Consider the following 22,652-nt stretch of genomic DNA (forward strand, 5'->3'; position numbering starts at 1 on the left):
ATTATTGTTTATGCAAGATTTGGTTAACTTAGTGCCATTATCACCTGAGACTTGGGTTTATCTGGGGATTGATATTTGCATCGCTATTTGCCTTTTATTTGCCTTGCGGTTAATGTCGGGAAAAATGGCATCAGTAAGTACCACCGAGGAACTTGGCTCGCAAGATAATATAGCCTTCGGCATTAGTGTAGCTGGACGTATGTTAGCGCTATGTTTGGTGTTATCTGCGGCTGCCGCGAGCTCTGACACAAATGGCTACCAAGAAGCTGCTTTGAGTATGTTGTTGTATGGTTTAGTCGGTATCTTTTTGATAAAAATTGGCAGAATTTTACACGACAAGATTATTTTAAATCGCATTAACAAAGAAGAAATGATCAAAGAGCGCAATACCAGCGTTGCAATGATAGATGCCGCTAGCTCAGTTTCTACCGCCTTGATTGTCAGTAACGTTATGTTGTGGGTTATTGGCACCGATTTAAACGCTTTGTTTGCGGTCATATCCGGATTTATCGTTACCCAAGCTATTTTGTTAATCAGAACACGCATTTATGAACGTCGTTTTCTGGCCACTAATCAAAGTAGCACATTCCAGCAAACCATTGGCAAAGGTCAATTGGCTGTTGCGGTTCAGCATTCGGGCAATTTACTTGCAACGGCAATCGTTGTTTCAGCCAGTAGTAACCTGCTGATTTATAATCCGATCGGTTACGTAAGTAATTTAACCGGTTGGTTGATTGTCGGTATGGGATTATCTTTATTATTGGTTGTTTTGGTGATTATCGCCAAAAAGGTTATTTTGGCTGGTTTGAATTTAGTTCAGGAGGTTGAACAGCAGCACAATGTGGGCGTAGCCAGTATTGAAATGGTGCTCAGTGTCGGCCTTGCATTAATCGTAAGCGGATTGTTTACTTAGTCTGACATTAATTATTCAAGTGTCAGGAGAGGTACCCGTCATCAATTTATTTTCGATTTGCTGTTGAAGCTCATTTAGTTGGCTCTGCTCAACTTTAATTGGGTCTGATGGCAGATTTAACTGCCCCTTAATTATTTTCAATTTTGTCGTTCTTGATTGTTTTTTGAACCAATACTCGAGCTTTAAAGCGCTTGAATGGTCGCCGACTATTGCCGCATATTTTAATACTAGCGGGCCTTTTCCCCGTAACGCTTTTGCGCAACGTTTGGAGTTGCTGGCATGTTCATAGAATCGCCTAGATAAATCAGTGCAAATTCCGCAATAGTTCATACCTAATCGGTTTTCGATCATGTAAATCGACCATTGTTTTTCTACCATCGTTCGCCTATAAATAATTCAGTGTACAAGTGTACGCTCAGTGAGTACACTTAAAATTCTGTCAACCTTAGAACAGGATTTAATCGTGAGACCGGCTCCATTAGTCAATACTTCCGAGCAAGCTTATTCCCACAAAGAAGAAGTCATGAATGTTGTGAGCCATGCTATTGGCTTAGTTTTCGCGATTATCGGTTTAGTATATCTTGTCTTAAGAAGTGACACAGCAACATCGGTCACATCATCTGCTATATATGGGGCAAGCTTAACCATTATGTTTTTGTCGTCGACAATTTATCATTGGGTGAGAGGCCCCCATGCCAAGCAATTTTTCAAGTTATTGGATCATAGTGCAATATATTTGTTGATAGCTGGTACTTACACGCCGATTTTGGCCATCAGTATTGGCGGTTGGGTTGGATGGGCTTCAATAGCTGTTATCTGGTCGATTGCAATATTCGGCGTGGTGTTTAAGTGTTTTGTTCGTCATCGTTTTCCTAAAGTATCTGTTATCACGTATTTAGTCATGGGATGGTTGTCGGTTATTTTGGTCTACCCGTTATACCAAAATTTGGCAGCATATGGCCTATTACTGCTGGTGGCCGGAGGGCTGTTTTTTAGTATAGGCGTAATTTTCTACGTTAAAAAACATCTGGCGTTTACCCATGCCATTTGGCACCTGTTTGTTATTGCTGGGTGTGCTTGTCATTATTTCGCTATTTACTATTTTGTTATTTAGAGTAAAGCAATTCCGTTTAACTTAAGTATAATTCAGCTAATTAAGTTTAGTTACGGAATAGGTTTATGCTGTTACCTGATTTTTCGAAAAGTCGTATCCTAGTCGTGGGCGATGTCATGCTCGATCGATATTGGACCGGTCCTACAGGACGTATTTCTCCAGAAGCCCCAGTGCCTGTAGTGGCGATTCGTGATATCGAAGACCGGCCAGGAGGAGCTGCAAACGTAGCAATGAATGTGGCAGCGCTAGGGTCTAATGTGACATTGCTGGGCATGACTGGGCAGGATGAATCTGCTCAGATTCTGCAGCGCGGCTTAAATTCTTTGGGTGTTTTGTGCGATTTTTGTCAAATATCCGGATTTGATACCATCACCAAGCTTCGGGTATTGAGTCGAAATCAACAATTAATTCGTTTGGACTTTGAAAAGAGTTTTGCTGACGTAGATAAAGCTCAATTGCAAGAACGCTTTATTCAGCACCTAGAGAACGCCGATTTAGTTATACTGTCTGACTATGCTAAGGGCGCTTTAAGCGATGTGGAAACGCTGATAGCTCTTGCTAAACAGCACAATGTGCCAGTGGTTGTTGATCCTAAAGGGGACGATTTCGACAAATACCGTGGAGCTACGTTATTGACACCGAACATGGGGGAATTCGAAGCCATTGTTGGTCAGTGTCATGACGAAAGTGTTCTGGTTGAGAGAGCGCAGCAACTTATCTCAAACTTAAATTTAGATGCCTTCTTGTTGACCCGTTCAGAAAACGGTATGACGCTTTTGCAAGGCAATCAGGATGAAGTTCACTTCCCAGCTAAAGCCAAAGAGGTGTATGACGTAACTGGGGCAGGGGATACTGTTATTTCAACTTTGTCTGTCGCAATTGCTGCTGGTTGCAGTTTTTCTGAAGCAAGTTTTCTAGCGAACACCGCAGCAAGCATCGTGGTTGGAAAGTTAGGAACATCCACGGTAAGTAGCTCTGAGTTGCGTCAAGCAGTCGAGAAAGTTGAGCATTATGGTCGAGGGGTTATGACCCAACAGCAGTTGTCCATTGCTGTTCACAGTGCCAAGCGTAGTGGTGATAAAATTGTGATGACCAATGGTTGTTTTGATATTCTCCACGCAGGCCACGTTTCTTATCTGGAAAATGCCGCAAAACTCGGTGATAAATTAATTGTCGCGGTGAATTCCGATGATTCAGTGCGTCTTTTAAAAGGTCCTGGAAGACCGGTAAATAACGTTAATCGACGTATGTCGGTATTGGCTGGTTTAGCGTCAGTTTATTGGGTGGTTGAATTTGATGAGGACACTCCCGAGCGTTTGATTAGCGAATTGTTACCGGACGTGCTGGTCAAAGGTGGGGACTATAGTGTTTCTGAAATCGCCGGTGGCAAGCAAGTTATGGCAAACGGTGGGGAAGTGAAAGTACTGAATTTCGAAGACGGTGTGTCTACATCAAGTATCATCAAAACAATAGTGCAATCCACGGATACCTGATTTAGGTATCCGTAGTGTTCGTTATTTAGGTATCAGCAGTGCTCATTGCTGCATATTTACTGCAGCTAATTGCTGCCAATTTACTTAGCTTGAAATAGATGCACATCCCGTTGTGGGAAAGGAATTGTGATGTCGTTTTCGTCAAACGCGTATTTCACTTTTTCATGTAATCCGAAATGCACCTGCCAATAGTCTTCACTTTTTACCCAACAACGGGTGAGTATATTAATAGAGCTGTCGGCGTGTGCAGAAACAAAAATTTCCATCTCAGGATCGGTTAAAATGCGTTCGTCAGCACTTAATACATCTTTTAGAATTTGTTTTACTTTAGCAATATCATCGTCATAACTAATCCCAAAAGTGACTTCTACACGACGTTTTTCTTCGCAAAATAAATTAGTAACACAACCGTTAGAAAGTAATGAGTTGGGGATGACTACCCTTCGGTTATCAAGAGTCAGTACAATCGTATTAAAAATTTGAATTTCTTTGACTTTACCTAAAAATCCTTGAGCTTCAATGACATCACCGGCTTTAAAAGGTTTAAATAATAAAATCAGCACCCCGCCAGCAAAATTGGCCAAACTGCCCTGTAGTGCGAGTCCTATAGCCAAACCAGCTGCGCCAAGCATAGCGATTAACGACGCTGTTTCTACCCCTATCATTGAGGCAAACACTATTACTAACATTAGTTTGAGCGTGACACTGATTATACTGTGTAAAAATTTGTTTAAGGTCTCGTCAACTTTAGCCCCTGCCAAAGCTCGGTCAATGCCCTTTAAAATGACGCCAATGACCCAAAATCCAACAATTAATACGACCAAGGCGAGCACTAGCTTTGGCCCATAGGTCATTGATAACTCTATTCCTGTCTCAGTGATCATATCAATCGTATCTGAGCCATTTTGCATAGTTTCGTCCATTTTTTGTACCGCTTGAAGGTTGCTTGAATTGAGAGTATTGCAAAGTTTAAAAGAAAAGCATAAATTTTTATTTGCATATATCAAAAGGGTAGTTTTCTCCTTTTAAGCATCGTCATTTTGTATAAAAAATTTGCGACTTGCAGCACACCCCGCTAAGCTACTCACCTCAAAAGTAATCAGTATCTCAGGTGATTTTGCGCTATGTATGAAAATTATTATGGACTCTCGTCGAAGCCTTTCCAACTTACACCTGATCCTAGTTTCTTTTTTGCCAGTAAATGGCACAAAAGAGCTATGTCTTATCTTCAATATGGATTGTCGCAGGCGGAAGGATTTATCGTAATTACTGGTGATATAGGTACCGGTAAAACAACTATTGCTAATAGTCTTCTTGATAACATCGAAGATGATATTGTGGCTGCACAAATTGTGACGCCAAAGCTGTCGCCAGATGAATTAGTAAAAATGGTTGCTAGTAAATTTGAAGTCGATACGTTAAATAAAACCAAAGCTGACATTCTAAAAGACTTGGAAAAGTACTTATTTGATTTGCACAAGTTAGGCAAGCGAGCACTGTTGATTGTGGATGAGGCGCAAAACTTACCGTTGGAAACAATTGAAGAGTTGCGAATGCTGTCGAACTTTCAACAACAAGGTAAACCATTGCTACAGAGCTTTTTATTGGGGCAAGAAGAATTGCAACCGATTCTAAGAGCACCCAATATGGAGCAGTTTCGTCAGCGTATTGTTGCATCATGTCATCTTGCGCCTCTCAATGAACCCGAGTGCAGGGAATATATTGAGTACCGCTTAAAACATGCGGGTTTAGAAAATGACAAACTGTTTGCAGACGGTGCCTTTGACAAAATATATCAATTTACCAACGGCGTTCCTCGCCGAATAAATACACTAATGGATCGAATTCTTTTATATGGATTTTTAGAAGAGCTGACGTATTTAGATGAAAAGGCGGTTGATACCGTGACTGCAGAAGTGGCTGATGAAATGTTCCGTCCCGAAGAGGGGACAGGGGTAACACCATTGCCTGCTGCAGGACAACCGCAGCCCAAAGCCCCCGAACCAAAGACTGACGGTGGGGCTGAGGTGATGTCAGAATTGACACCTGATGGCAGAGTCAAAGATGTGCAATATTACAAAACCATGCTAAATGAGTTGACTGATGCGTTAGACGACGCCATCAGCCACAAAATAAAGTTGACTCGATATATAGATAATTTATTAAAGAAAAAATACAAAACCTATGTTCGCTTAAAATCTGATGATTAAAAACTAGACCTTGATTTGTTACTAATTTATTGAATTAATTAGTGATTTAGGTAAAAATACTGCAACATTGTAAAAAATATCAGAACAGTTGGTTGAAAATTGAACTAATTGTGTGTATAGATATCTAACCGATGAAGAGTATATATTTTACCTATATTCAAGGGGGCGTTATGCGACCGTTAAAAAGTTCGGGTAGCAGCGGAGCTAGATTTCACGAACAATTTAGAAATAGAAGAAAGGCTTATTTTCATGGGAAATATAATAAAGAAATATTTACCCTGATCATTGCTATATCTATTTTAAGCTGGATTTTAAATAGTGCGAAGGTTATTTAAATTTATACGACATTCTTAGAAAGAGCTGTCTCGAGACAAAATCTCTATTTTGAATAGGCGAATTTTTATCAATAATTTGTAGACGCACAGAAGTTTTTAGCTTAGGTGAGAAATCATGACTTAAAGATAAAGATGACGATAGGGTTTTGTCTGTAACACTTGAAGCATCATCAACATCACTACGATCTGTATATGTATAACTGTTTGACCAGCTAATATTTGATTTCCTACTCAAAGAAAGGTTTGCAGAGGCTACAACACTGTAGCTAGATTGTTCTCTACCAGTTTCAACAAATTCTGTATTACTATGCTGTAAAGATAAAGATCCGGTAATTCTGCGTAAATTTAATCCGATACTTGATTGTAAACTCTTTCGTATGGTTGTATTTTCACTCAATTCAGCCAAATTAAAATTGAAACTTTGGTATTCTTCACCCGGACCCAATGTATAATCGCTACTCGGTGGTACAAAGCAATCAGTAAAATCTACAGACGCAACAGGACATACGATCACTCCTGAAACCTGTTGCCCTGCTACTAAACGGGTAAAGTTAGAGACGCTTTCAGTATAGGTCACCGTGGCTTTTAATTTACGGACACCATAACTAAAATCTAAACGACCACTGTCTCCAAAAAATCGGCGCCCATAAGAACCTGAAGCAGACGTTCTGGCACTAAATCTCCAGTCAAAATCAACGCCAACAAACTGCTCTCTATCTCCCTCGTTTTCTGATGACACATTATAGGTAACATCAATATGTTGAGCAGCCGACCGATAATATGATAAACCTACACCAGCACTGTTATACTCAATCTCAGTGACATCGTCCACATCTTCTGAGCTAAATTCATTGCTTTCCATATTGCCGTTAATGACGAGTCTAAAGTCGTTTATTAAACCTAAATATACTTTGCCACTATAAACATAAGAGGTAATGTCGTTTGTACCTTGGCCATTGGTATCAATATAATCACCAGTAAAATACCAGTTAACTCGATTAAAGTTTTCTTTTGAATAGAATCGGGCGCTCAAGGAGCTATTATCGCTATCAATGCCCCCCAAACTGTTATAAGAACGGTCTGTTTTAACATGGGTTTGATAACCTAGTAGGTTAAACCCCATAAAATTAGAATTGTCTAAAATAAAATTGAACCCTAAAGATTCAGTTTGGGTTTTAGTAATTTGACTATTGTTGAAACCATCGTTGCTAATCAACGAATTAACCGTATCTGTATTCTGAAAACTTTGGCTACCACGGGCATTGACGCTCAAAATTCCTTGAACTATTTGAAGATTACTATCAACTGAGTAATTGGTTAGGTTATTCTTATCATTAAAGTCAACACCGTCTAGCCCAGATGATGAGTTAGTGCTGTCAATATAGCGATGACTTGCATTAGCAGATGCAGAGAAACGCTGCCCATTCAATATCGCACCGACACTAGGTTGTATTTGTAAACTAGTAGAACTTCTATCATCAAAATCTTCACCTGAAACTTGATAAGACAAGAATGAAGAATCTAATGACATGGTAGTTCGCAATTCTGCATGAAGGCAGAGCGGGAAGTACAGCATTAGTGCGAATGGGTAAATAACTTTAGTCAAATCTTTACTCCTAATAATCACGGTCTACTCATCGTTCCCGTAATAATACCCATAATATCCAGCACCATCGGTACCACTTTTCTTAGCCTTATTAATAATGAAACCTTTCGCCATGTCTGGATTAAGGTGTTCTACAGCTTGAGATAAGCGGTTTAAAGATGTTTTGCCTTCTTGAACTACCACCACAGCTTGACCTGCCAAATTAGCCAAAATAGCGGTTTCATTAATGCCTAACAGAGGAGGGCTATCGATAATAACTACCCGATCCGGATATCGATTCGCAAATTCGCTAACAGACTCTAGCATTTTTTCACTGGCTAGTAATTCGGTTGACAAATGGTGGGATTTACCCGCAGGGATAATCCTCAACGTATCTAAGCTAGTGTGATGGATCACATCGGACAAATCATCCACTTCCCCTAATAAATACTCCATTAAGCCACTTTCAAACGGTTGATCAATGGTTTTCATAACGCTTGGCCTAAGCACATCTGCATCAACCAATAACACAGTCTTATCTTGCTCTAGGGCGATACTCAAGGCTAAATTAATAGCTGTGAATGTTTTCCCTTCATTAGGGTTAGGGCTAGTGACCATCACAATATTGGCGTTGGTCAATGTTTTAGACAAAGGGCCAAACGCATTACTAAGCACTTTTCGTTTAATAGCTCGATATTCTTCGTTAATGGTATTTCTACCCATATTAGAGACAAAACCGTCTTTTTGAATATGAGTTAAAGGAATAAACTTTTCCTTCGATATATTATCATCTGAATCGGTTATAGAAATGCTGGAAGAAATGTCAAACCTTGAGTTTTCTGTCGAAGAACTTGCTAAGTTTGTATCCAAAGAAACGGTCGCGTCGCCATCTGATTCTCTCAGATTATCATTTGTAATGGACGGGGATTCTGCTGTTACCGCTTCTTCCGCTTCATTTGGTTGAGTCATTACCTGCGCTTTTTCTCGCGCCGCTTCGATTAAAGACTTGTCTCTATTTTCAGCTTTTTGCTTTTTATTCTTTTGCAGTGCTTTTTCTATTGTACTCATATTAAGTTCTCCAAAAGATAAATAGGTAATCTGCCATAAGCAATATCTGCATATACAAGCCCTAAGAAGATTATGAAGATTGCTAGACTTGAAGCACTAAATAACAACATACGTCGTCTATCTACTTTTGCCAACTCTTTAGCATCAATATGCGACACCTTACCAAATACGGGAATGCCAAAGTTGCTTACCAATTGACTTGGACTCAAAACAACAGGGTTAATTTGACTCAGTAAAAATGCTATACCCAGACCAGAGCCAAATCCAACTAACAAAATCATAGTGTAAAAAATTACTCTGTTTGGGCCCGAAGGCTTGGTAGGTAAGGTAGGCGGGTCGATTACTCTAAATTGCACATCATCAGAGGTGGCCTCTGCTTTACGAGACAATTCAGCTTGTTCCCGTCTACTAATTAACTCTAGGTACTTTTCTTTGGTTATCTGGTAGTCACGGTTCAAACCTTGGGCTTCCGCTTCAATTTGCGGAACTAAATCAACAATTTTTTCTAACTCAATAATTTTCGCCCTAATATTATCAGCTCTCACATTTAATTGAGCGACCTGACCTTCATATTGGGCAACAGAGAGTTTTAATTCTTGATAAACCGGGTTTTGATTTATGTTACCAAATTGGCTATATGACCCGGTTTCTTCTGCAACGTTGGTTAGACCCTTGATGTGCTCTTCTCTATCATCGTAAAGTTTATCCAACAAGCTTTGAGTATTTTTGACTTCTGGGTGTGCTTCGGTATATTGAATCAACAGATTATTCAATTGTTCTTCTAAAGCTTCGATCCTAGAGTCATACTTTGTATTTATTGATGGTGCAACTCGCGAGTCAGGAGCCGTTAAACCGAATACTGGGGCTTCACCCTCCATTTGGGCTCTTGCGGCATTTAGTTGAGAGGTCAGTTCGAGTGCCCGAAGTTCTGTTGCTTGAAGTTCACTTATCTCTCTTTGAAGCTGAGTGTTATAGTCCCTCGATGTGCCTGGAGCTCTATCGATGCGATTAACTTTAAATTCAGCCAATCGTTGCTCGGCTTCTTCCAAACGTTGTTCATATTCTTCAATTTGTCGATTGATAAACTCTTCAGCGGAGTCACTACTCTGGCGATTATTACCCAAAGAGTTTTCGACAAACTCATTAAGGGTAATTTGCACAATTTTCTGAGCTAATTCTGGGCTCGGGGAATTATAGCTAATGTTATAGATATTTTGCTCAGCAGTACTATTGAGCTTAATCTCTTTGCGCATATTGTTTATTAGGTCATCCATTTCTGCTTGCGTGGTCACGGTGATATCTAAATCCGCTTCTCGCGCAATCTTTTCCAGATTAGGACGACTTAACAAAGTTCTGGCGACTAAACTAACTTGATCACTGGGATTATTGTATACAGCCAGCCCTCGCAATAGAGGGCGCAACAGGCTACTAGTATCAACAAATAAACGTGCAGATGATGCATATTGGTCGGGTAAGCTTGCTACATAGGCCCATCCAATTGGGCAAATTAACCAAGTTGAAATAATAATGTAGCGTTTCTTTATCCAAACACCCTTTAAGTAAGTGAGGACCTGGTCTATCGTTTCCTGAATTCCTAACATAGATATGTCTTCTTAACCTTTAAATTACTAATTATTACTATGCGCAAAAGCCTAAAACCAAGCTTCTGGAATAATTAATATATCGCCGGGAAGTATGTCTACATTGTCTGAAATATTCCCTTCTTTAACCAGTGAATCTAACTTCACTGAAAATTCCTTTTGCTCACCATTAACGACTCTAATTAATTTTGCACCGTCGCCATCCGCAAACTCAGTTAATCCGCCAACTTGAATCATTAGGTCTAATAATGTCATGTCTTCCGAATAACTAATTGCTCTAGGAGAAGATGCTTCACCTATCACTCTAACCTGTTCACTAAAGGGACCATTAAAACCACTAACACTAACTGTGACAATAGGATCGCGAATATATTTACCCAACTCTTGCTCTAAATCTCGCGCTAGAGCTGTTGGGGTTTTACCGGAAACGGGGATGTCTTCAACCAAAGATGTAGTAATCATGCCATCTGGACGAACCAAAAATGATCCGGATACATCTGGGTTGCGCCATACAAAAATCGAAAGGTTATCACCTGGTCCAATCAAATAGCTATAGTCATCGATATTAGTGGTTAAAGATGCTCTTGTTGTTGCCTGAGGCAACGAACTGCCTGAGCTAGTACATGCATTTATTGCCGTAAATGCAGCTGCTGCAATCAGTAACTGAGCTATTCTACTTGCTTTCATATTATGTCTTTCCTATCCAAACAGAAACAAATGTAGCAAATCAGCCATTTACCCGAGCGTTTTAATCTCTATAATAGCTGACCAGAAAAGTTAGTCTATCTCAAATAATTCGTTTAGCATATGATAAATTTATCAAATAAATCCATAGGTAAGAGCTAATGGCAGCGACCAACAAACAAAATAAAAGGTCCAATGCTCTTGTTCTCGCAGAAGCAGTGATCGTTTCTTATTCTGCGTACTTAGCAAACTTTTTAGTAGTGAGTATTCTAGATGTAGAATCTCCAAGCATTTTAAAACTAGCGGCTAATATCTCTCTTATGACCTTTTTAGTGTTGGTTTCATCTCTCTCTGTGGGATTGTATGAAGCCAAATTAAGAGAAACCTTCCGTGGCATTATAAGACGAATCTTTGTTAGCTTAGCCCTAACTTATTTCGTTGTAGAAGTAATTACCAGTACCTTCATGGAAGAACTGAGGATGCATCCTTATTTCTTGCCGGTTGCTTCAGGGGTGGTGATTCTGTCGCTGGTGACATTCCGCTATTTTACTAATCGTTTAGGACTACTGGGACTCGGGCGTACTCGAATTGTCGTCATTGGAGCGGGGGAAAGAGCCTCTATTATTGAAAAGCGCATGCGCCGAGATGTGGATAGGTTAGGTTTTGAATTATTGGGCTTCATTCCTATCCCAGGAGACAATCGAGAGGACGGTATTCGTAATGAGCGCCTTGTGCATGTGAAAATTGACGACAATTTCCGTAATTACGTTATTGATAATGAAATTGACGAAATTATTATTGCCTGCGACCAGCGAAGAGGTACCTTACCCATCGAAGTTTTATTTGATTGCAGGTTACGCGGTGTTGAGATTACCGATTTGCTTGATTTCATGGAACGGGAAACGGGCCAAATTGTGGTGAACTTGATGTATCCGAGTTGGGTGGTATATTCAAATGGATTTAATTCGCAAAACTATTTAAGAGATATTCTTGAATATGGTATCAATGCCTTTGTGGCGATTTTTGTGATGCTGTTTACCTGGCCTTTCATGTTGCTAACCGCCGTCATTATTTATCTTGATGATGGTCGACGTACAGGAACTTCGGTTTTTTATAAGCAAGAACGGGTAGGGCTAAACGGTAAGCTATTTAAAATTATCAAGTTTCGTAGTATGCGCCCAGATGCCGAAAAAGATGGTGCCAAGTGGGCTTCGGCAAATGATAACCGCGTAACCCGGATAGGGGCTTTTATACGTAAGTATCGTATTGATGAATTACCTCAGTTAATTAATGTGCTAAAAGGTGAAATGGCATTTATTGGTCCGCGCCCAGAAAGGCCTCAATTTGTTGAGCAATTAATTAGAGAAATTCCATATTACAATCAGCGCCATAACGTCAAACCCGGACTAGCTGGTTGGGCTCAACTCAATTACCCTTATGGCGCGAGTGTGGAAGATTCAATGGAAAAGTTGAAATTTGATCTTTATTACGTAAAACATCAGAGTTTACTGTTAGATATGCTTATTTTTATTCGAACAGTCGAAGTGGTGCTGTTTGGAAAGGGACGATGAAGTGGCGAAAAATACGGCTCTAAATGCAATGACAGTTGATGTCGAAGATTTTTTTCACGTCTCTGCATTCGACTCAATTATCAAGCCTGAAGATTGGGATCAGTACAAACCCCGTGTTGACGCTAACACCCGAAGGTTACTCGATGTTTTTGCCAAAGCGAATGTGAAATCGACATTTTTTGTACTCGGTTGGGTGGCTGAACTTTATCCTCAATTGATTAAAGATATTCATGCCCAAGGTCATGAAATTGCCAGTCATGGATATGCTCATAGGCGGGCTTACCAGCAAACACGTGAAGAACTGACCGCAGATATTATTCGCTCAAAAAATCATTTAGAAGATCTTATTGGTGAAGATGTCATTGGTTATCGAGCACCGAGCTTTTCAATCGGTTATGACAATGAGTGGGCGTTTGAAGTCTTGGCGGAGCTTAAATTTAAGTATAGTTCGAGTACCTATCCGGTCAAACACGATTTATACGGCACGCCAGACTGGCCAAGGTTTGCCTACCAACGTCCTGAAAATATCATTGAAATTCCTATTCCGACTTTGAAATTAATGGGAAAACAAGTTCCTATTGGTGGCGGTGGTTACTTTCGGTTATATCCCTACAAGATGACACAAATGTTAGTCAATCGTTATTTGAATCAGGAAAAGCAACCTTATTCTTTCTATTTTCACCCGTGGGAGATTGACGGTGAGCAACCTAGGTTGACCAATGCACCATTAAAGTCTCGATTTAGACATTATATAAATTTGGATAAAACTGAGGCAAAATTAGAGAGATTACTGGCAGACTTTAATTGGTCGACGATGAAAGATGTATATGGAGTAGCATAAGTGACGGAAAACTACCAACTCTGTAGGTTAGGTGATGACGCGCAAGAGTCGCAAAAATGGGATGATTTTGTAGATAGTATTGAAACCGGCACCTTTTTCCACTTGACTGGCTGGAAGCGGGTTATCGAATCAGTCTACGGGCATGCCTGTCATTATCTCTACGCCACAACCGATAACAAAATTGTCGGTGTGCTTCCCTTAGTTGAACAAAAAAGTTTACTTTTTGGCCATGCTCTTATTTCCACACCATTTTGTGTTTATGGTGGCGTTGCATCTAACTCTGAAGACGCTACCTTATTTCTTGAAAACCAGGCTATTGCACTTGCGCACAAATTGGGCGTCGATTATTTAGAAATGCGTTACCCTTTTACTCGTAATAACCCTGAATTGACTGAAAAATGCGCTCATTCTTCCTTTGGATGGGAGCTTGCGGAAACACCAGAGGCCATTCTTGCGGGAATTAAAAAGAAACAGAGAGCGGTAGTCAGGCACTCGTTGAAAAACGACTTGAATTTTCGTATCGAAGAAGACACTAAAACCGCCTACGATGTTTATTCAGAAAGTGTACGAAACCTAGGTACACCGGTCTTTCCGAAGAAGTATTTTGCATCACTGAAACAAGAGTTTGGTGATAATTGCGATGTGTTAACCGTGGAAAAAGATCAAAAAGCGGTCTCGTCGGTACTAAGTTTTTATTATAAGAATCAAGTGTTACCTTTTTACGGTGGTGGTTTGTTTGATGCTAGAGCATTAAAAAGTAATGACTTTATGTATTATCAATTAATGTGCCATGCACGAGAAAACAAGGAGTGCTCGTATTTCGATTTTGGTCGAAGTAAGGATGATTCCGGTGCATTTAAATACAAGCGCACTTGGGGAATGGAACCCGTTGCATTGCATTACCAATTTCATTTGGTAAAAAGCCAGGCCTTACCTAATTTAAGTCCTAATAATCCAAAATATCAGTTTTTTATTAAAATGTGGCAAAAGTTACCTGTTTGGTTGAGCCGTCGTATCGGTCCCTTTCTATCCAAATTTTTGGGATAGAAGTGAATGACTAAGCCACCACTGCTGTTTTTGTGTCACCGTATACCATTTCCGCCTAACAAGGGCGACAAGATTCGCTCGTTCAATATGCTCAAAGTCTTGAGCGAGCAATTCGATATTTATTTAGGTAGTTTTGTTGATGATCCTTATGATTGGCAATATGCGTCTAAATTAGATAAATATTGCAAGCAAGTTTTTCTACTTGGGCAGAATAAAACCTGGGCTAAAGTAAAAGGGTTAACCGCTTTTATCACCGGCAAATCCATATCTGAACCCTATTATGCCAATTCTAAAATGCAGCGATGGGTTAACAAAACACTGGATCAACAAAATATTACGCAAGTGTTTATTTATTCCTCAGTGATGGCAATGTATACCTCTGCCCATAGCAAAAGTATTCATCAAGTTGTTGATTACGTGGACGTAGATTCTGACAAGTGGCGCCAATACGCAGAAAATAAATCAGGTATCGCCAAGTGGGTTTATCATCGTGAACATCATAAACTGCAAGCATTTGAAACCCGAGTTTGCGAGCGCTCACAATGTGCTTTATTTGTTTCCGATCCTGAAGCCGATTTATTCAAACAACAACTAGCCGATACGCAATTTAACAAAGTGCAAGGGTTGTTAAATGGGGTTGATGTCGAATATTTTTCACCGGATTCAGAGATGGAACCCATCTCGTTGAATGTTGATGTTGTGTTTACCGGAGCGATGGATTATTGGGCCAATGTAGATGCTGTGATTTGGTTTGTTAACCATGTTTGGCCTAGCGTTCGAAGGCGATATCCCAAAGCCAGTTTTTATGTGGTAGGGGGCAATCCAACGGCTCAAATATTGTCTTTAAATAACACCGATGGAATTGTGGTGACTGGAAGAGTGAAAGATGTTCGACCTTTCATTCGTCTCGCTAAAGTGTCTGTAGCGCCATTGCAGATTGCCAGAGGCATTCAGAATAAAGTATTAGAAGCGTTAGCAATGGCAAAACCTGTTGTTGCAACAAATATGGCAATTGAAGGCATTGATGCAAAGAATGCGCATATCAAAGTGACTGATGATGCTGAACTGTTTTGTTCGGCCGTGTGTGATTATTTGGATTCGAAAACTGAAGTACCTGAGAGTCGTCAGTGGATTATGGAAAATTTACAGTGGACTGCCACTATGGGCAAGTTACCTGCACTATTTAAGGTTTAGTTATGACATTTTGGAAAAGTAGCATCTTTAAATATTTAATCACGATATTTGTATTATGGGGCGCGGTTTTCCATGACAGTATCGCGTCAACTGTGGCCATCTGGATTCGATCTGAAACCTTCACTCATTGCTTTATTATTCTCCCCATTTGTATTTATTTGATTAAACTCAAATGGACTAAATTAAACAACGCTAGCCTTAAACCATCCTATATATCGTTGATTTTTGTTTTGGGTACAGTTTTTGTCTGGTTGTTTGGCAGTATGGCGCAAGTACTGGTGATAGAGCAGCTCGCAAGTTTTGCGATGTTACCTATGATGATTTGGTGCGTCATGGGCAATCAAGTCGCGCGAATTATGCTATTTACCTCCGTCTTTTGGTTATTTAGTGTTCCTGCAGGCGAGTTTTTGATCCCTCAGCTTCAGGAATTAACCGCAGATATTACCGTCTTTGCTATTCAATTAACCGGTATTCCTGTTTTTCGCGAAGGACTTTATATCGCTATTCCAGGTGGGTTATTTGAGGTGGCAGTCGCCTGCTCAGGTATTCGTTATTTAATCGCTTCATTTACCTTAGGCACCTTGTTTGCCTATTTAAACTATAACAATGCTAAAAAGCGCATAATTTTTATCCTGTTTTCCATCTTTCTACCACTAATTGCTAATGGCATTAGAGCTTACGGTATCGTTATGATAGCCCATCTGTCAGATATGCAGTACGCCACAGGTGTTGATCACTTAATATATGGTTGGCTATTTTTTGGTTTGGTTATTCTGATTATGTTTACGGTAGGGGGGCGCTGGGCCGATCCGCTGCCAAAAGCTGAAAAGTTAGAAAATGAATTTGGGCCTAAGTATCCAACTTCGTCAATTATCAAACCAATTGGTGCTTTAGTAGTTATTTTGTCCCTAAGCATTGCATATAAGTCTTCTTTCGAAAATCCAGTTAGCCCTGTCAATCCTGATTTTGCCAAGGCTTTTGACTTAAAGGGAATTGATAATAACGCGACCTGGTTGCCCATATTTTATAATCCAACCAATGTTTATCGCGGTACCAAAGATGGGATTGAATTTTATATCGCATATTACAATGCCAATATTCAAGGGCAAGAACTGATTAACGGTCGCAATAAATTGTATAACATCGAAAGATGGTCAATCGTGTCAGAAGATAGAAATCCAACTTATCGAACTATGCAGATAATTGATAATTATGGGAATAAACGTTTATTAACCTATACCTATGTTTCTCCTTGGCGGGTGACACATAAACCCTTAGAGATTAAATTAGTTCAGGCAGTTCAAGCTTTGTTAGGTCAAGCGCAAAATGGCTATTTAATCATGTTATCAGTGCCTGATAATAAGAATGAGAAAGGCAAGCAAGCCTTAGAAGAGATGTCAGAAGAGCTTTTTAACAGTGAATTACAATCAATACTGAGTGAGCGTAATGGTGGATGATACATATTACCGTTATAAATAAGGTTGGCAGGCAGTAAGCATTATCACGAGGGGAATGACACCGATATGGATTTCAAAAAAACGCATATCATGCATATTATTTATCGGTTTGATACCGGTGGATTAGAAAATGGCGTGGTCAATCTGATAAACCGTTTAGATTCAAAACAGTATCAACATACTATTGTTACTCTGAAAGGGAACTCAGAGGTTTTTTGTCAGCGTATTGAAACTCAAAATGTACAGTTTTTTGATTTAGCAAAAAAAGATGGTAACGACATAAGTATCTTTTTTAAATTGCGTAAATTATTAAAAAAGCTCAACCCAGATATTCTGCACACTCGTAATACTGCTACTATCGAAAATCAGCTGGTAGGATGGTGGTGCAGGGTGCCATACCGTATTCATGGTGAACACGGTTGGGATGTCAATGATATGCATGGCCAAAACAAAAAATATCAAATGCTTAGGCGCTTTATGAAAACCTATATTCATAAGTATGTTGCGTTATCTACTGAAGCCTTTGATTATTTGCGCGATACGATTGGTGTTTATACTGATGACATCCGACATATTTGTAATGGTGTCGATGTCGATAAATTTACTCCTCAAAATTCTGACCTCAGCTTATTTCCTGAACATTTCGCTACCGAAAACATGCTTGTTTTTGGCACTGTAGGTCGTTTAGCCGAAGTTAAAAATCAACCCTTTTTACTCGAAGCATTCATCGCGCTTGTTGGTCAATTTCCTGAACATAAAGAGCGTCTCCGTTTAGTCATTGTTGGTGATGGCGTGCTGATGGAAAAAATGTTGGCTAGGACACAACAAGCAGATTTGTCATCGCAAGTTTGGTTTGCTGGCAATCGTTCCGATGTGGCACAGCTAATGAACTGTATGGATGTTTTTGTATTGCCTTCCTTAGCTGAGGGGATTTCGAACACTATTCTTGAAGCATCGGCAAGCGGCTTACCGGTGATTGCCACCAATGTTGGTGGAAATCCTGAATTGATTGCAGCAGATTTAAAAAAGTCACATCTAGTTGAAGTTAATGATATTAACGCACTAGTCTCGGCGATGAGTCAATATGTTAGTTCGCCTGAACTCAAGCATAAAAATGGCCTTATCGTAAGAAACCATTGCGTGGCAAACTTTAGTATAGATACAATGGTTGGAAAATATAATGAGCTTTATCAAGCCTTTAGTGGTTGAGGATTAACGAATGTGCGGAATAGCTGGTATTTTTCACCTGTCAGATCAAACCCGAGTTGATGCTGATTTGATTGCAAAGATGAATGATCGACAAATTCATCGAGGACCTGATGCAGGTGATTACTTTTTTGACCCAGGCGTGGCGCTTGCTCACAGACGTCTATCTATTATCGATTTAGAAGGCAGCCCTCAACCGATGTTAAGCGCTGATAAGCGTGCTTGTGTTGTCTTTAACGGCGAAATATACAACTTTAAAGAATTGCATACAGAGCTTTCTGCTAAAGGTTACACATTCAATACCCATGGTGACACTGAAACTATCCTTAATGCTTGGTTAGAGTGGGGTGAAGAATGTGTACATAAACTAAGAGGGATGTTTGCCTTTGCTATATGGGATAGACAAAAAGAGTGTTTGTTTATTGCCCGTGACCGTTTGGGCATTAAACCTTTTTTCTACAGTCTATTACCTAGCGGTGAGTTTATTTTCGGCTCTGAATTAAAAGTCATCACAGCTCACCCAGCTTTTAATCGTGATCTTAGAAATACCACTATTGAAGACTACTTCAGCCTAGGTTATGTTCCAGAGCCTCACACTATTTATCAAAACGCCTTTAAGTTGTCACCTGGTCACACCTTAATGTTGCACAAAGGTGATAGAGGATTACCAGAATCTAAAGAGTATTGGGATGTACCTGTAAACTATGACCATCCGCTCGATCAGAAGGAAATCGATGAGCAACTTGTAGAGCGTCTCAAAGAAGCGGTCGATATCCGTATGGTTGCTGATGTGCCTTTAGGTTCATTTTTATCCGGAGGCGTAGACTCAAGTGCCGTTGTCGCTATGATGTCGCAGTTGCAAACGGAACCTGTGAATACCTGTGCAATCGGTTTTGATGTAAAAGAGTTTAACGAAACAGAATATGCACAATCAGTCGCAGATCGCTATAAAACTAATCATCGAGTTGAAGTCGTTGGGCAGGATGATTTTGACCTTGTGGATCAGTTGGCACATTTATACGATGAGCCTTACGCGGATAGTTCGGCAATCCCCACTTTTAGGGTGTGCGAATTAGCCAGGAAGCATGTGACCGTTGCCTTATCTGGTGATGGTGGTGATGAGCTATTTGCTGGTTATAGTCGCTACAGAATGCACCAGGGGGAAGAAAAAATTCGTAATTTATTGCCGCTGGGAATACGCAAACCTATCTTTGGTCCACTGGGCAAGTTATATCCTAAAGCCGATTGGGCACCGAAGTTTCTGCGAGCAAAAACAACCTTTCAATCTATGGCTATGGATACCGTCGAAGGGTATCACAATACCATGAGTATTCTGCGCACAGGTGATCGAGCTAAATTATTTTCTGAAGACTATAAACAAAGCCTTAATGGCTATACGTCACTAGAGATTTTTAGAAAATACGGTGACAAAGTTAAGCATTTGGATGAAACCAAAATTGCACAATATATCGATATGAAGACCTATTTAGTTGGCGATATTTTAACTAAAGTGGATAGGGCATCTATGGCCCATTCATTGGAAGTCCGAGTGCCTATTATCGATCACAAATTTGTAGAGTGGGCATTTAATGTTCCCACAAGTAAAAACCTTGCAAATGGCGTGGGTAAGCTCTCATTTAAAAAGGCGTTAGAACCACATCTTCCCCACGATGTTCTTTATCGCAAAAAAATGGGTTTTGCGGTGCCGTTAGCAAATTGGTTTAGAGGGCCCTTGAAAGAGCGTCTCTACGAAGGCGTGCTGTCGAAGCAAATGACAGAATCAGGTTATTTTAACAAATCTCAGTTACAACGATTGATTAATGATCATGTCTCGGGGCGACGAGATAATAGTGCGTCATTATGGACATTAATGATGTTTGAGTCGTTTTTACGTCAACAGAAGGCCCAGTAAGTTGTGAAAATAATGCATATTTTGGATCATTCTATCCCTTTGCATAGCGGTTATACGTTTCGTACCCGCTCTATCCTGAATCAGCAGCGTGCAAGGGGCTGGGAAACTTGTCATGTTACTAGTGCTAAACAAGGAATATGTGAGGCCAACATTGAAGAGGTTGATGGCCTAAAATTTTATCGCACTACGCCGCCCGATGGCATTGCCAGTAAATTACCGGTTTTGAATCAATTGTCTTTAGTTAATCCGTTAAGAGACAGGATTTTAGAAGCCATTGAAATTGAAAAACCTGATATTTTACATGCCCACTCTCCAGCACTAAACGGCTTAGCTGCTATCAAAGCGGCAAAAAAAACAGGATTGCCCCTAGTCTATGAGATCCGCGCGTTTTGGGAAGATGCGGCGGTTGACCACGGTACCTGTAAAGAAGGGGATTTACGCTATCGTTTGACCCAAAAAATGGAAACTCATGTGGTCAACAAGGCGAATGCAGTGACCACCATATGTGAAGGACTGCGACAAGATTTACTTTCAAGGGGGATTGCAGACAATAAAATCACGGTCATACCTAATGCCGTCAATATTGAACAATTTAATATTATCACTGAGCGCAATGAGTCGTTAGAAAATCAATACCAATTAAAAGACAAGGTGGTATTAGGTTTTCTGGGATCTTTCTATGGTTATGAAGGTTTAGACTTGATCGTTGCTGCTATGCCCAAAATACTTCAATCTATTCCTAATGCTGTCTTTTTATTAGTCGGTGGTGGGCCTCAAGAACAAAATTTGAAAAATCAGATTAACCAACTTGGCTTGCAAAAACATGTGATTATGCCTGGTCGTGTTCCTCATTCTGAAGTTGACAAGTATTATAGTTTGGTCGATTTACTGGTTTATCCTCGAAAGCCAATGCGCTTAACCGAATTAGTGACGCCACTTAAACCGCTAGAAGCGATGGCGCAAGGTAAATTGGTTCTGGCATCCGATGTGGGAGGGCATAAAGAGCTCATTGAAGATGGTAAAACAGGGTGGTTATTCGACAGTGGCAATATTGACCAACTTGCGAGTACCGCGGTAAACGTTTTATCGAACCGTGATTCCTGGCCAGACATGATTGAAAATGGCCGCAACTTTGTGATGCAAATTAGAAACTGGAAAAACTCAGTGGCTAATTATCAGTCTATTTACGAAAATTTACTGAGAAAATGAGCATGAAACGCCTTCGAATTGTTGTATTGAGTTCCTTGTTTCCAAACTCAGTGCGAAAGCAATCAGGCTTGTTCGTGCGTGAAAGGATGTTTCGGGTCGCAGAATTCGCAGACATTGAGGTCATCAGTCCCGTCCCTTGGTTTCCTGGGCAAGGTTTGATCCGATTATTCAAACCAAACTATCGTCCAATGCCAGCAAAAAAGGAAGTTCAGCAAGGGATCACTGTGCATTTCCCGCGTTTTTTATCTATCCCCAAATTTTTTCGAAAACTAGACGGCACAATGATGGCTAGAGCGGCTTACAAAGTTGCTAAGCAATTAGAACTGCAACAAACAATTGATATTATCGATAGTCACTTTACCTATCCTGATGGATTAGCCGCAACCAAAGTTGCCCAGCGACTCAATAAGAAGGTTACTATTACACTTCGCGGTACTGAATTGACACATAGTCAAGATCCTGAAAAGTTAAAGTTAATGTTACAGGCTTGGCAAGATGCCGATCACATGTTCTGTGTGGCAAACTCATTGAAGCAGCTTGCTGTCTCACTGGGAGCTCAAGAAGACAAATTTACTGTTGTAGGTAACGGAGTCGATACCCATAAATTTTCTGCTTTGGAGCCGAAAAACGCGCGAAGAAAAATGGGCATTGATGAAGATGCTAAAGTGCTGATTACGGTTGGTGGTTTAGTTAGACGAAAAGGTTTCCATCGAGTTATCGACTGCCTTCCTGAGTTACTGTTGAGTTATCCTAATCTGGTGTATTTAATTGTGGGGGGAGCAAGTGCAGAGGGCAATATTGAAGCTGAATTGCGTGCCCAAGTTAAAAACTTGAATTTAGAGGAGCATGTTAAGTTTTTAGGTTCTTTACCACCGAATAAACTCAGTGCACCCTTGTCATCTGCTGATCTTTTTGTGCTCTCAACAGCCAATGAGGGGTGGGCAAATGTTATTCTTGAAAGTATGGCCTGCGGCACGCCGGTTATTGCAAGTGACGTGGGCGGTAATAGCGAAGTGATAAACAGTGACGATGTTGGCGAGATTGTGCCATTTGATGACCATCCGGCATTGTTTACCTCGATTAAGCAAGGCCTCAATAAAGAGTGGGATAGGCAGGCAATCGTTAACTACGCCCAACAAAATCATTGGGATACAAGGATGGCCAAGATTATGGAAATTTACAACAATTTAGTCAGCTTAAGGGAGCATTAGT

19 protein-coding genes are annotated in these 22,652 nt (G+C 40.3%); 13 read left to right on the forward strand and 6 right to left on the reverse strand.

The genetic code is table 11. The annotated features are described in order from the left end of the window. Positions 1-10 precede the first annotated feature (10 nt). Complete coding sequence (locus Q4567_RS00385) at positions 11-913, forward strand: DUF350 domain-containing protein (RefSeq protein ID WP_303498892.1); 903 nt, start codon at positions 11-13, stop codon at positions 911-913. Positions 914-928: 15 nt separating this feature from the next. On the opposite strand, the gene Q4567_RS00390 is transcribed toward Q4567_RS00385, so the two are convergent. Then, positions 929-1,291, reverse strand: a complete 363-nt coding sequence (locus tag Q4567_RS00390; protein ID WP_303498894.1) for a GIY-YIG nuclease family protein — start codon at positions 1,289-1,291, stop codon at positions 929-931. Between the two features lie 85 nt (positions 1,292-1,376). Between Q4567_RS00390 and Q4567_RS00395 the strand changes: the two genes are divergently transcribed. Together Q4567_RS00395 and hldE are read left to right on the forward strand one after the other, a co-directional pair. After that, entirely contained in the window at positions 1,377-2,027 is a 651-nt protein-coding gene (locus tag Q4567_RS00395; protein ID WP_216048559.1) for a hemolysin III family protein, read from the forward strand. Positions 2,028-2,092: 65 nt separating this feature from the next. Beyond that, on the forward strand, positions 2,093-3,520 hold the full coding sequence (gene hldE, locus Q4567_RS00400; protein WP_303498895.1) for a bifunctional D-glycero-beta-D-manno-heptose-7-phosphate kinase/D-glycero-beta-D-manno-heptose 1-phosphate adenylyltransferase HldE: 1,428 nt from the start codon (positions 2,093-2,095) through the stop codon (positions 3,518-3,520). Between the two features lie 80 nt (positions 3,521-3,600). Here the strand turns inward: hldE and Q4567_RS00405 are convergent, their stop codons facing one another. Continuing rightward, positions 3,601-4,443: a mechanosensitive ion channel family protein gene (locus Q4567_RS00405; protein ID WP_216048091.1), complete on the reverse strand. Its 843-nt coding sequence runs from the start codon at positions 4,441-4,443 to the stop codon at positions 3,601-3,603. 201 nt (positions 4,444-4,644) lie between these two features. Here Q4567_RS00405 and Q4567_RS00410 point away from each other — a divergent pair, with 201 nt between their 5' ends. Further along, a complete protein-coding gene (locus Q4567_RS00410; RefSeq protein WP_303498896.1) occupies positions 4,645-5,730 on the forward strand; it encodes an XrtA/PEP-CTERM system-associated ATPase in 1,086 nt (361 codons plus the stop codon). A gap of 327 nt (positions 5,731-6,057) precedes the next feature. On the opposite strand, the gene Q4567_RS00415 is transcribed toward Q4567_RS00410, so the two are convergent. Genes Q4567_RS00415 through Q4567_RS00430 form a run of 4 tightly spaced genes read right to left on the reverse strand, consistent with a single transcriptional unit; the run spans position 6,058 to position 11,006 of the window. Next, on the reverse strand, positions 6,058-7,671 hold the full coding sequence (locus tag Q4567_RS00415) for a hypothetical protein (protein WP_303498897.1): 1,614 nt from the start codon (positions 7,669-7,671) through the stop codon (positions 6,058-6,060). Positions 7,672-7,695: 24 nt separating this feature from the next. Further along, complete coding sequence (locus Q4567_RS00420; protein ID WP_303498898.1) at positions 7,696-8,718, reverse strand: XrtA-associated tyrosine autokinase; 1,023 nt, start codon at positions 8,716-8,718, stop codon at positions 7,696-7,698. Then, entirely contained in the window at positions 8,715-10,319 is a 1,605-nt protein-coding gene (locus Q4567_RS00425; RefSeq protein ID WP_303498899.1) for an XrtA system polysaccharide chain length determinant, read from the reverse strand. The genes Q4567_RS00420 and Q4567_RS00425 overlap by 4 nt, the downstream gene beginning before the upstream one ends. 51 nt (positions 10,320-10,370) lie before the next feature. Continuing rightward, positions 10,371-11,006: an XrtA/PEP-CTERM system exopolysaccharide export protein gene (locus tag Q4567_RS00430; RefSeq protein ID WP_303498901.1), complete on the reverse strand. Its 636-nt coding sequence runs from the start codon at positions 11,004-11,006 to the stop codon at positions 10,371-10,373. Between the two features lie 158 nt (positions 11,007-11,164). On the opposite strand from Q4567_RS00430, the gene Q4567_RS00435 reads away from it, so the two are divergent. The 9 genes from Q4567_RS00435 to Q4567_RS00475 all read left to right on the forward strand — a co-directional run bounded on the left by Q4567_RS00435 (position 11,165) and on the right by Q4567_RS00475 (position 22,651). Continuing rightward, complete coding sequence (locus tag Q4567_RS00435; protein WP_303498902.1) at positions 11,165-12,574, forward strand: TIGR03013 family XrtA/PEP-CTERM system glycosyltransferase; 1,410 nt, start codon at positions 11,165-11,167, stop codon at positions 12,572-12,574. A 28-nt stretch (positions 12,575-12,602) separates the two neighbouring features. Further along, entirely contained in the window at positions 12,603-13,415 is an 813-nt protein-coding gene (locus tag Q4567_RS00440; RefSeq protein ID WP_303499137.1) for an XrtA system polysaccharide deacetylase, read from the forward strand. Then, positions 13,416-14,462: a FemAB family XrtA/PEP-CTERM system-associated protein gene (locus Q4567_RS00445; RefSeq protein WP_303498904.1), complete on the forward strand. Its 1,047-nt coding sequence runs from the start codon at positions 13,416-13,418 to the stop codon at positions 14,460-14,462. It abuts the gene before it with no gap. A 6-nt stretch (positions 14,463-14,468) separates the two neighbouring features. After that, complete coding sequence (locus tag Q4567_RS00450) at positions 14,469-15,656, forward strand: TIGR03087 family PEP-CTERM/XrtA system glycosyltransferase (protein WP_303498906.1); 1,188 nt, start codon at positions 14,469-14,471, stop codon at positions 15,654-15,656. A 2-nt stretch (positions 15,657-15,658) separates the two neighbouring features. After that, positions 15,659-17,113, forward strand: coding sequence for an exosortase A (xrtA, locus tag Q4567_RS00455; protein ID WP_303498908.1), 1,455 nt, complete (start codon positions 15,659-15,661; stop codon positions 17,111-17,113). Positions 17,114-17,179: 66 nt separating this feature from the next. Then, on the forward strand, positions 17,180-18,322 hold the full coding sequence (locus tag Q4567_RS00460) for a TIGR03088 family PEP-CTERM/XrtA system glycosyltransferase (protein ID WP_303498909.1): 1,143 nt from the start codon (positions 17,180-17,182) through the stop codon (positions 18,320-18,322). 10 nt (positions 18,323-18,332) lie between these two features. After that, positions 18,333-20,231, forward strand: coding sequence for an XrtA/PEP-CTERM system amidotransferase (locus Q4567_RS00465; RefSeq protein ID WP_303498910.1), 1,899 nt, complete (start codon positions 18,333-18,335; stop codon positions 20,229-20,231). Between the two features lie 12 nt (positions 20,232-20,243). Beyond that, the gene (locus Q4567_RS00470; protein ID WP_303498912.1) at positions 20,244-21,440 is read left to right on the forward strand and encodes a TIGR04063 family PEP-CTERM/XrtA system glycosyltransferase; all 1,197 of its coding nucleotides are present in this window, start codon (positions 20,244-20,246) and stop codon (positions 21,438-21,440) included. A gap of 2 nt (positions 21,441-21,442) precedes the next feature. Further along, complete coding sequence (locus Q4567_RS00475) at positions 21,443-22,651, forward strand: glycosyltransferase (protein WP_303498913.1); 1,209 nt, start codon at positions 21,443-21,445, stop codon at positions 22,649-22,651. The last annotated feature ends 1 nt before the right edge of the window (position 22,652 follow it).

Origin of the sequence: Aliiglaciecola sp. 2_MG-2023 (assembly GCF_030548145.1) — a bacterium.
Classification (GTDB): Bacteria; Pseudomonadota; Gammaproteobacteria; order Enterobacterales; family Alteromonadaceae; genus Aliiglaciecola; species Aliiglaciecola lipolytica_A.

Coding starts and splice junctions, on each gene's coding strand:
- Q4567_RS00420 (WP_303498898.1), bottom strand. CDS start 8,718: ATGAGTACAATAGAAAAAGCACTGCAAAAGAATAAAAAGCAAAAAGCT.
- Q4567_RS00425 (WP_303498899.1), bottom strand. CDS start 10,319: ATGTTAGGAATTCAGGAAACGATAGACCAGGTCCTCACTTACTTAAAG.
- Q4567_RS00440 (WP_303499137.1), top strand. CDS start 12,603: ATGACAGTTGATGTCGAAGATTTTTTTCACGTCTCTGCATTCGACTCA.
- xrtA (WP_303498908.1), top strand. CDS start 15,659: ATGACATTTTGGAAAAGTAGCATCTTTAAATATTTAATCACGATATTT.
- Q4567_RS00405 (WP_216048091.1), bottom strand. CDS start 4,443: ATGGACGAAACTATGCAAAATGGCTCAGATACGATTGATATGATCACT.
- Q4567_RS00450 (WP_303498906.1), top strand. CDS start 14,469: ATGACTAAGCCACCACTGCTGTTTTTGTGTCACCGTATACCATTTCCG.
- Q4567_RS00390 (WP_303498894.1), bottom strand. CDS start 1,291: ATGGTAGAAAAACAATGGTCGATTTACATGATCGAAAACCGATTAGGT.
- Q4567_RS00465 (WP_303498910.1), top strand. CDS start 18,333: ATGTGCGGAATAGCTGGTATTTTTCACCTGTCAGATCAAACCCGAGTT.
- hldE (WP_303498895.1), top strand. CDS start 2,093: ATGCTGTTACCTGATTTTTCGAAAAGTCGTATCCTAGTCGTGGGCGAT.
- Q4567_RS00385 (WP_303498892.1), top strand. CDS start 11: ATGCAAGATTTGGTTAACTTAGTGCCATTATCACCTGAGACTTGGGTT.
- Q4567_RS00470 (WP_303498912.1), top strand. CDS start 20,244: ATGCATATTTTGGATCATTCTATCCCTTTGCATAGCGGTTATACGTTT.
- Q4567_RS00410 (WP_303498896.1), top strand. CDS start 4,645: ATGTATGAAAATTATTATGGACTCTCGTCGAAGCCTTTCCAACTTACA.
- Q4567_RS00475 (WP_303498913.1), top strand. CDS start 21,443: ATGAAACGCCTTCGAATTGTTGTATTGAGTTCCTTGTTTCCAAACTCA.
- Q4567_RS00435 (WP_303498902.1), top strand. CDS start 11,165: ATGGCAGCGACCAACAAACAAAATAAAAGGTCCAATGCTCTTGTTCTC.
- Q4567_RS00460 (WP_303498909.1), top strand. CDS start 17,180: ATGGATTTCAAAAAAACGCATATCATGCATATTATTTATCGGTTTGAT.
- Q4567_RS00430 (WP_303498901.1), bottom strand. CDS start 11,006: ATGAAAGCAAGTAGAATAGCTCAGTTACTGATTGCAGCAGCTGCATTT.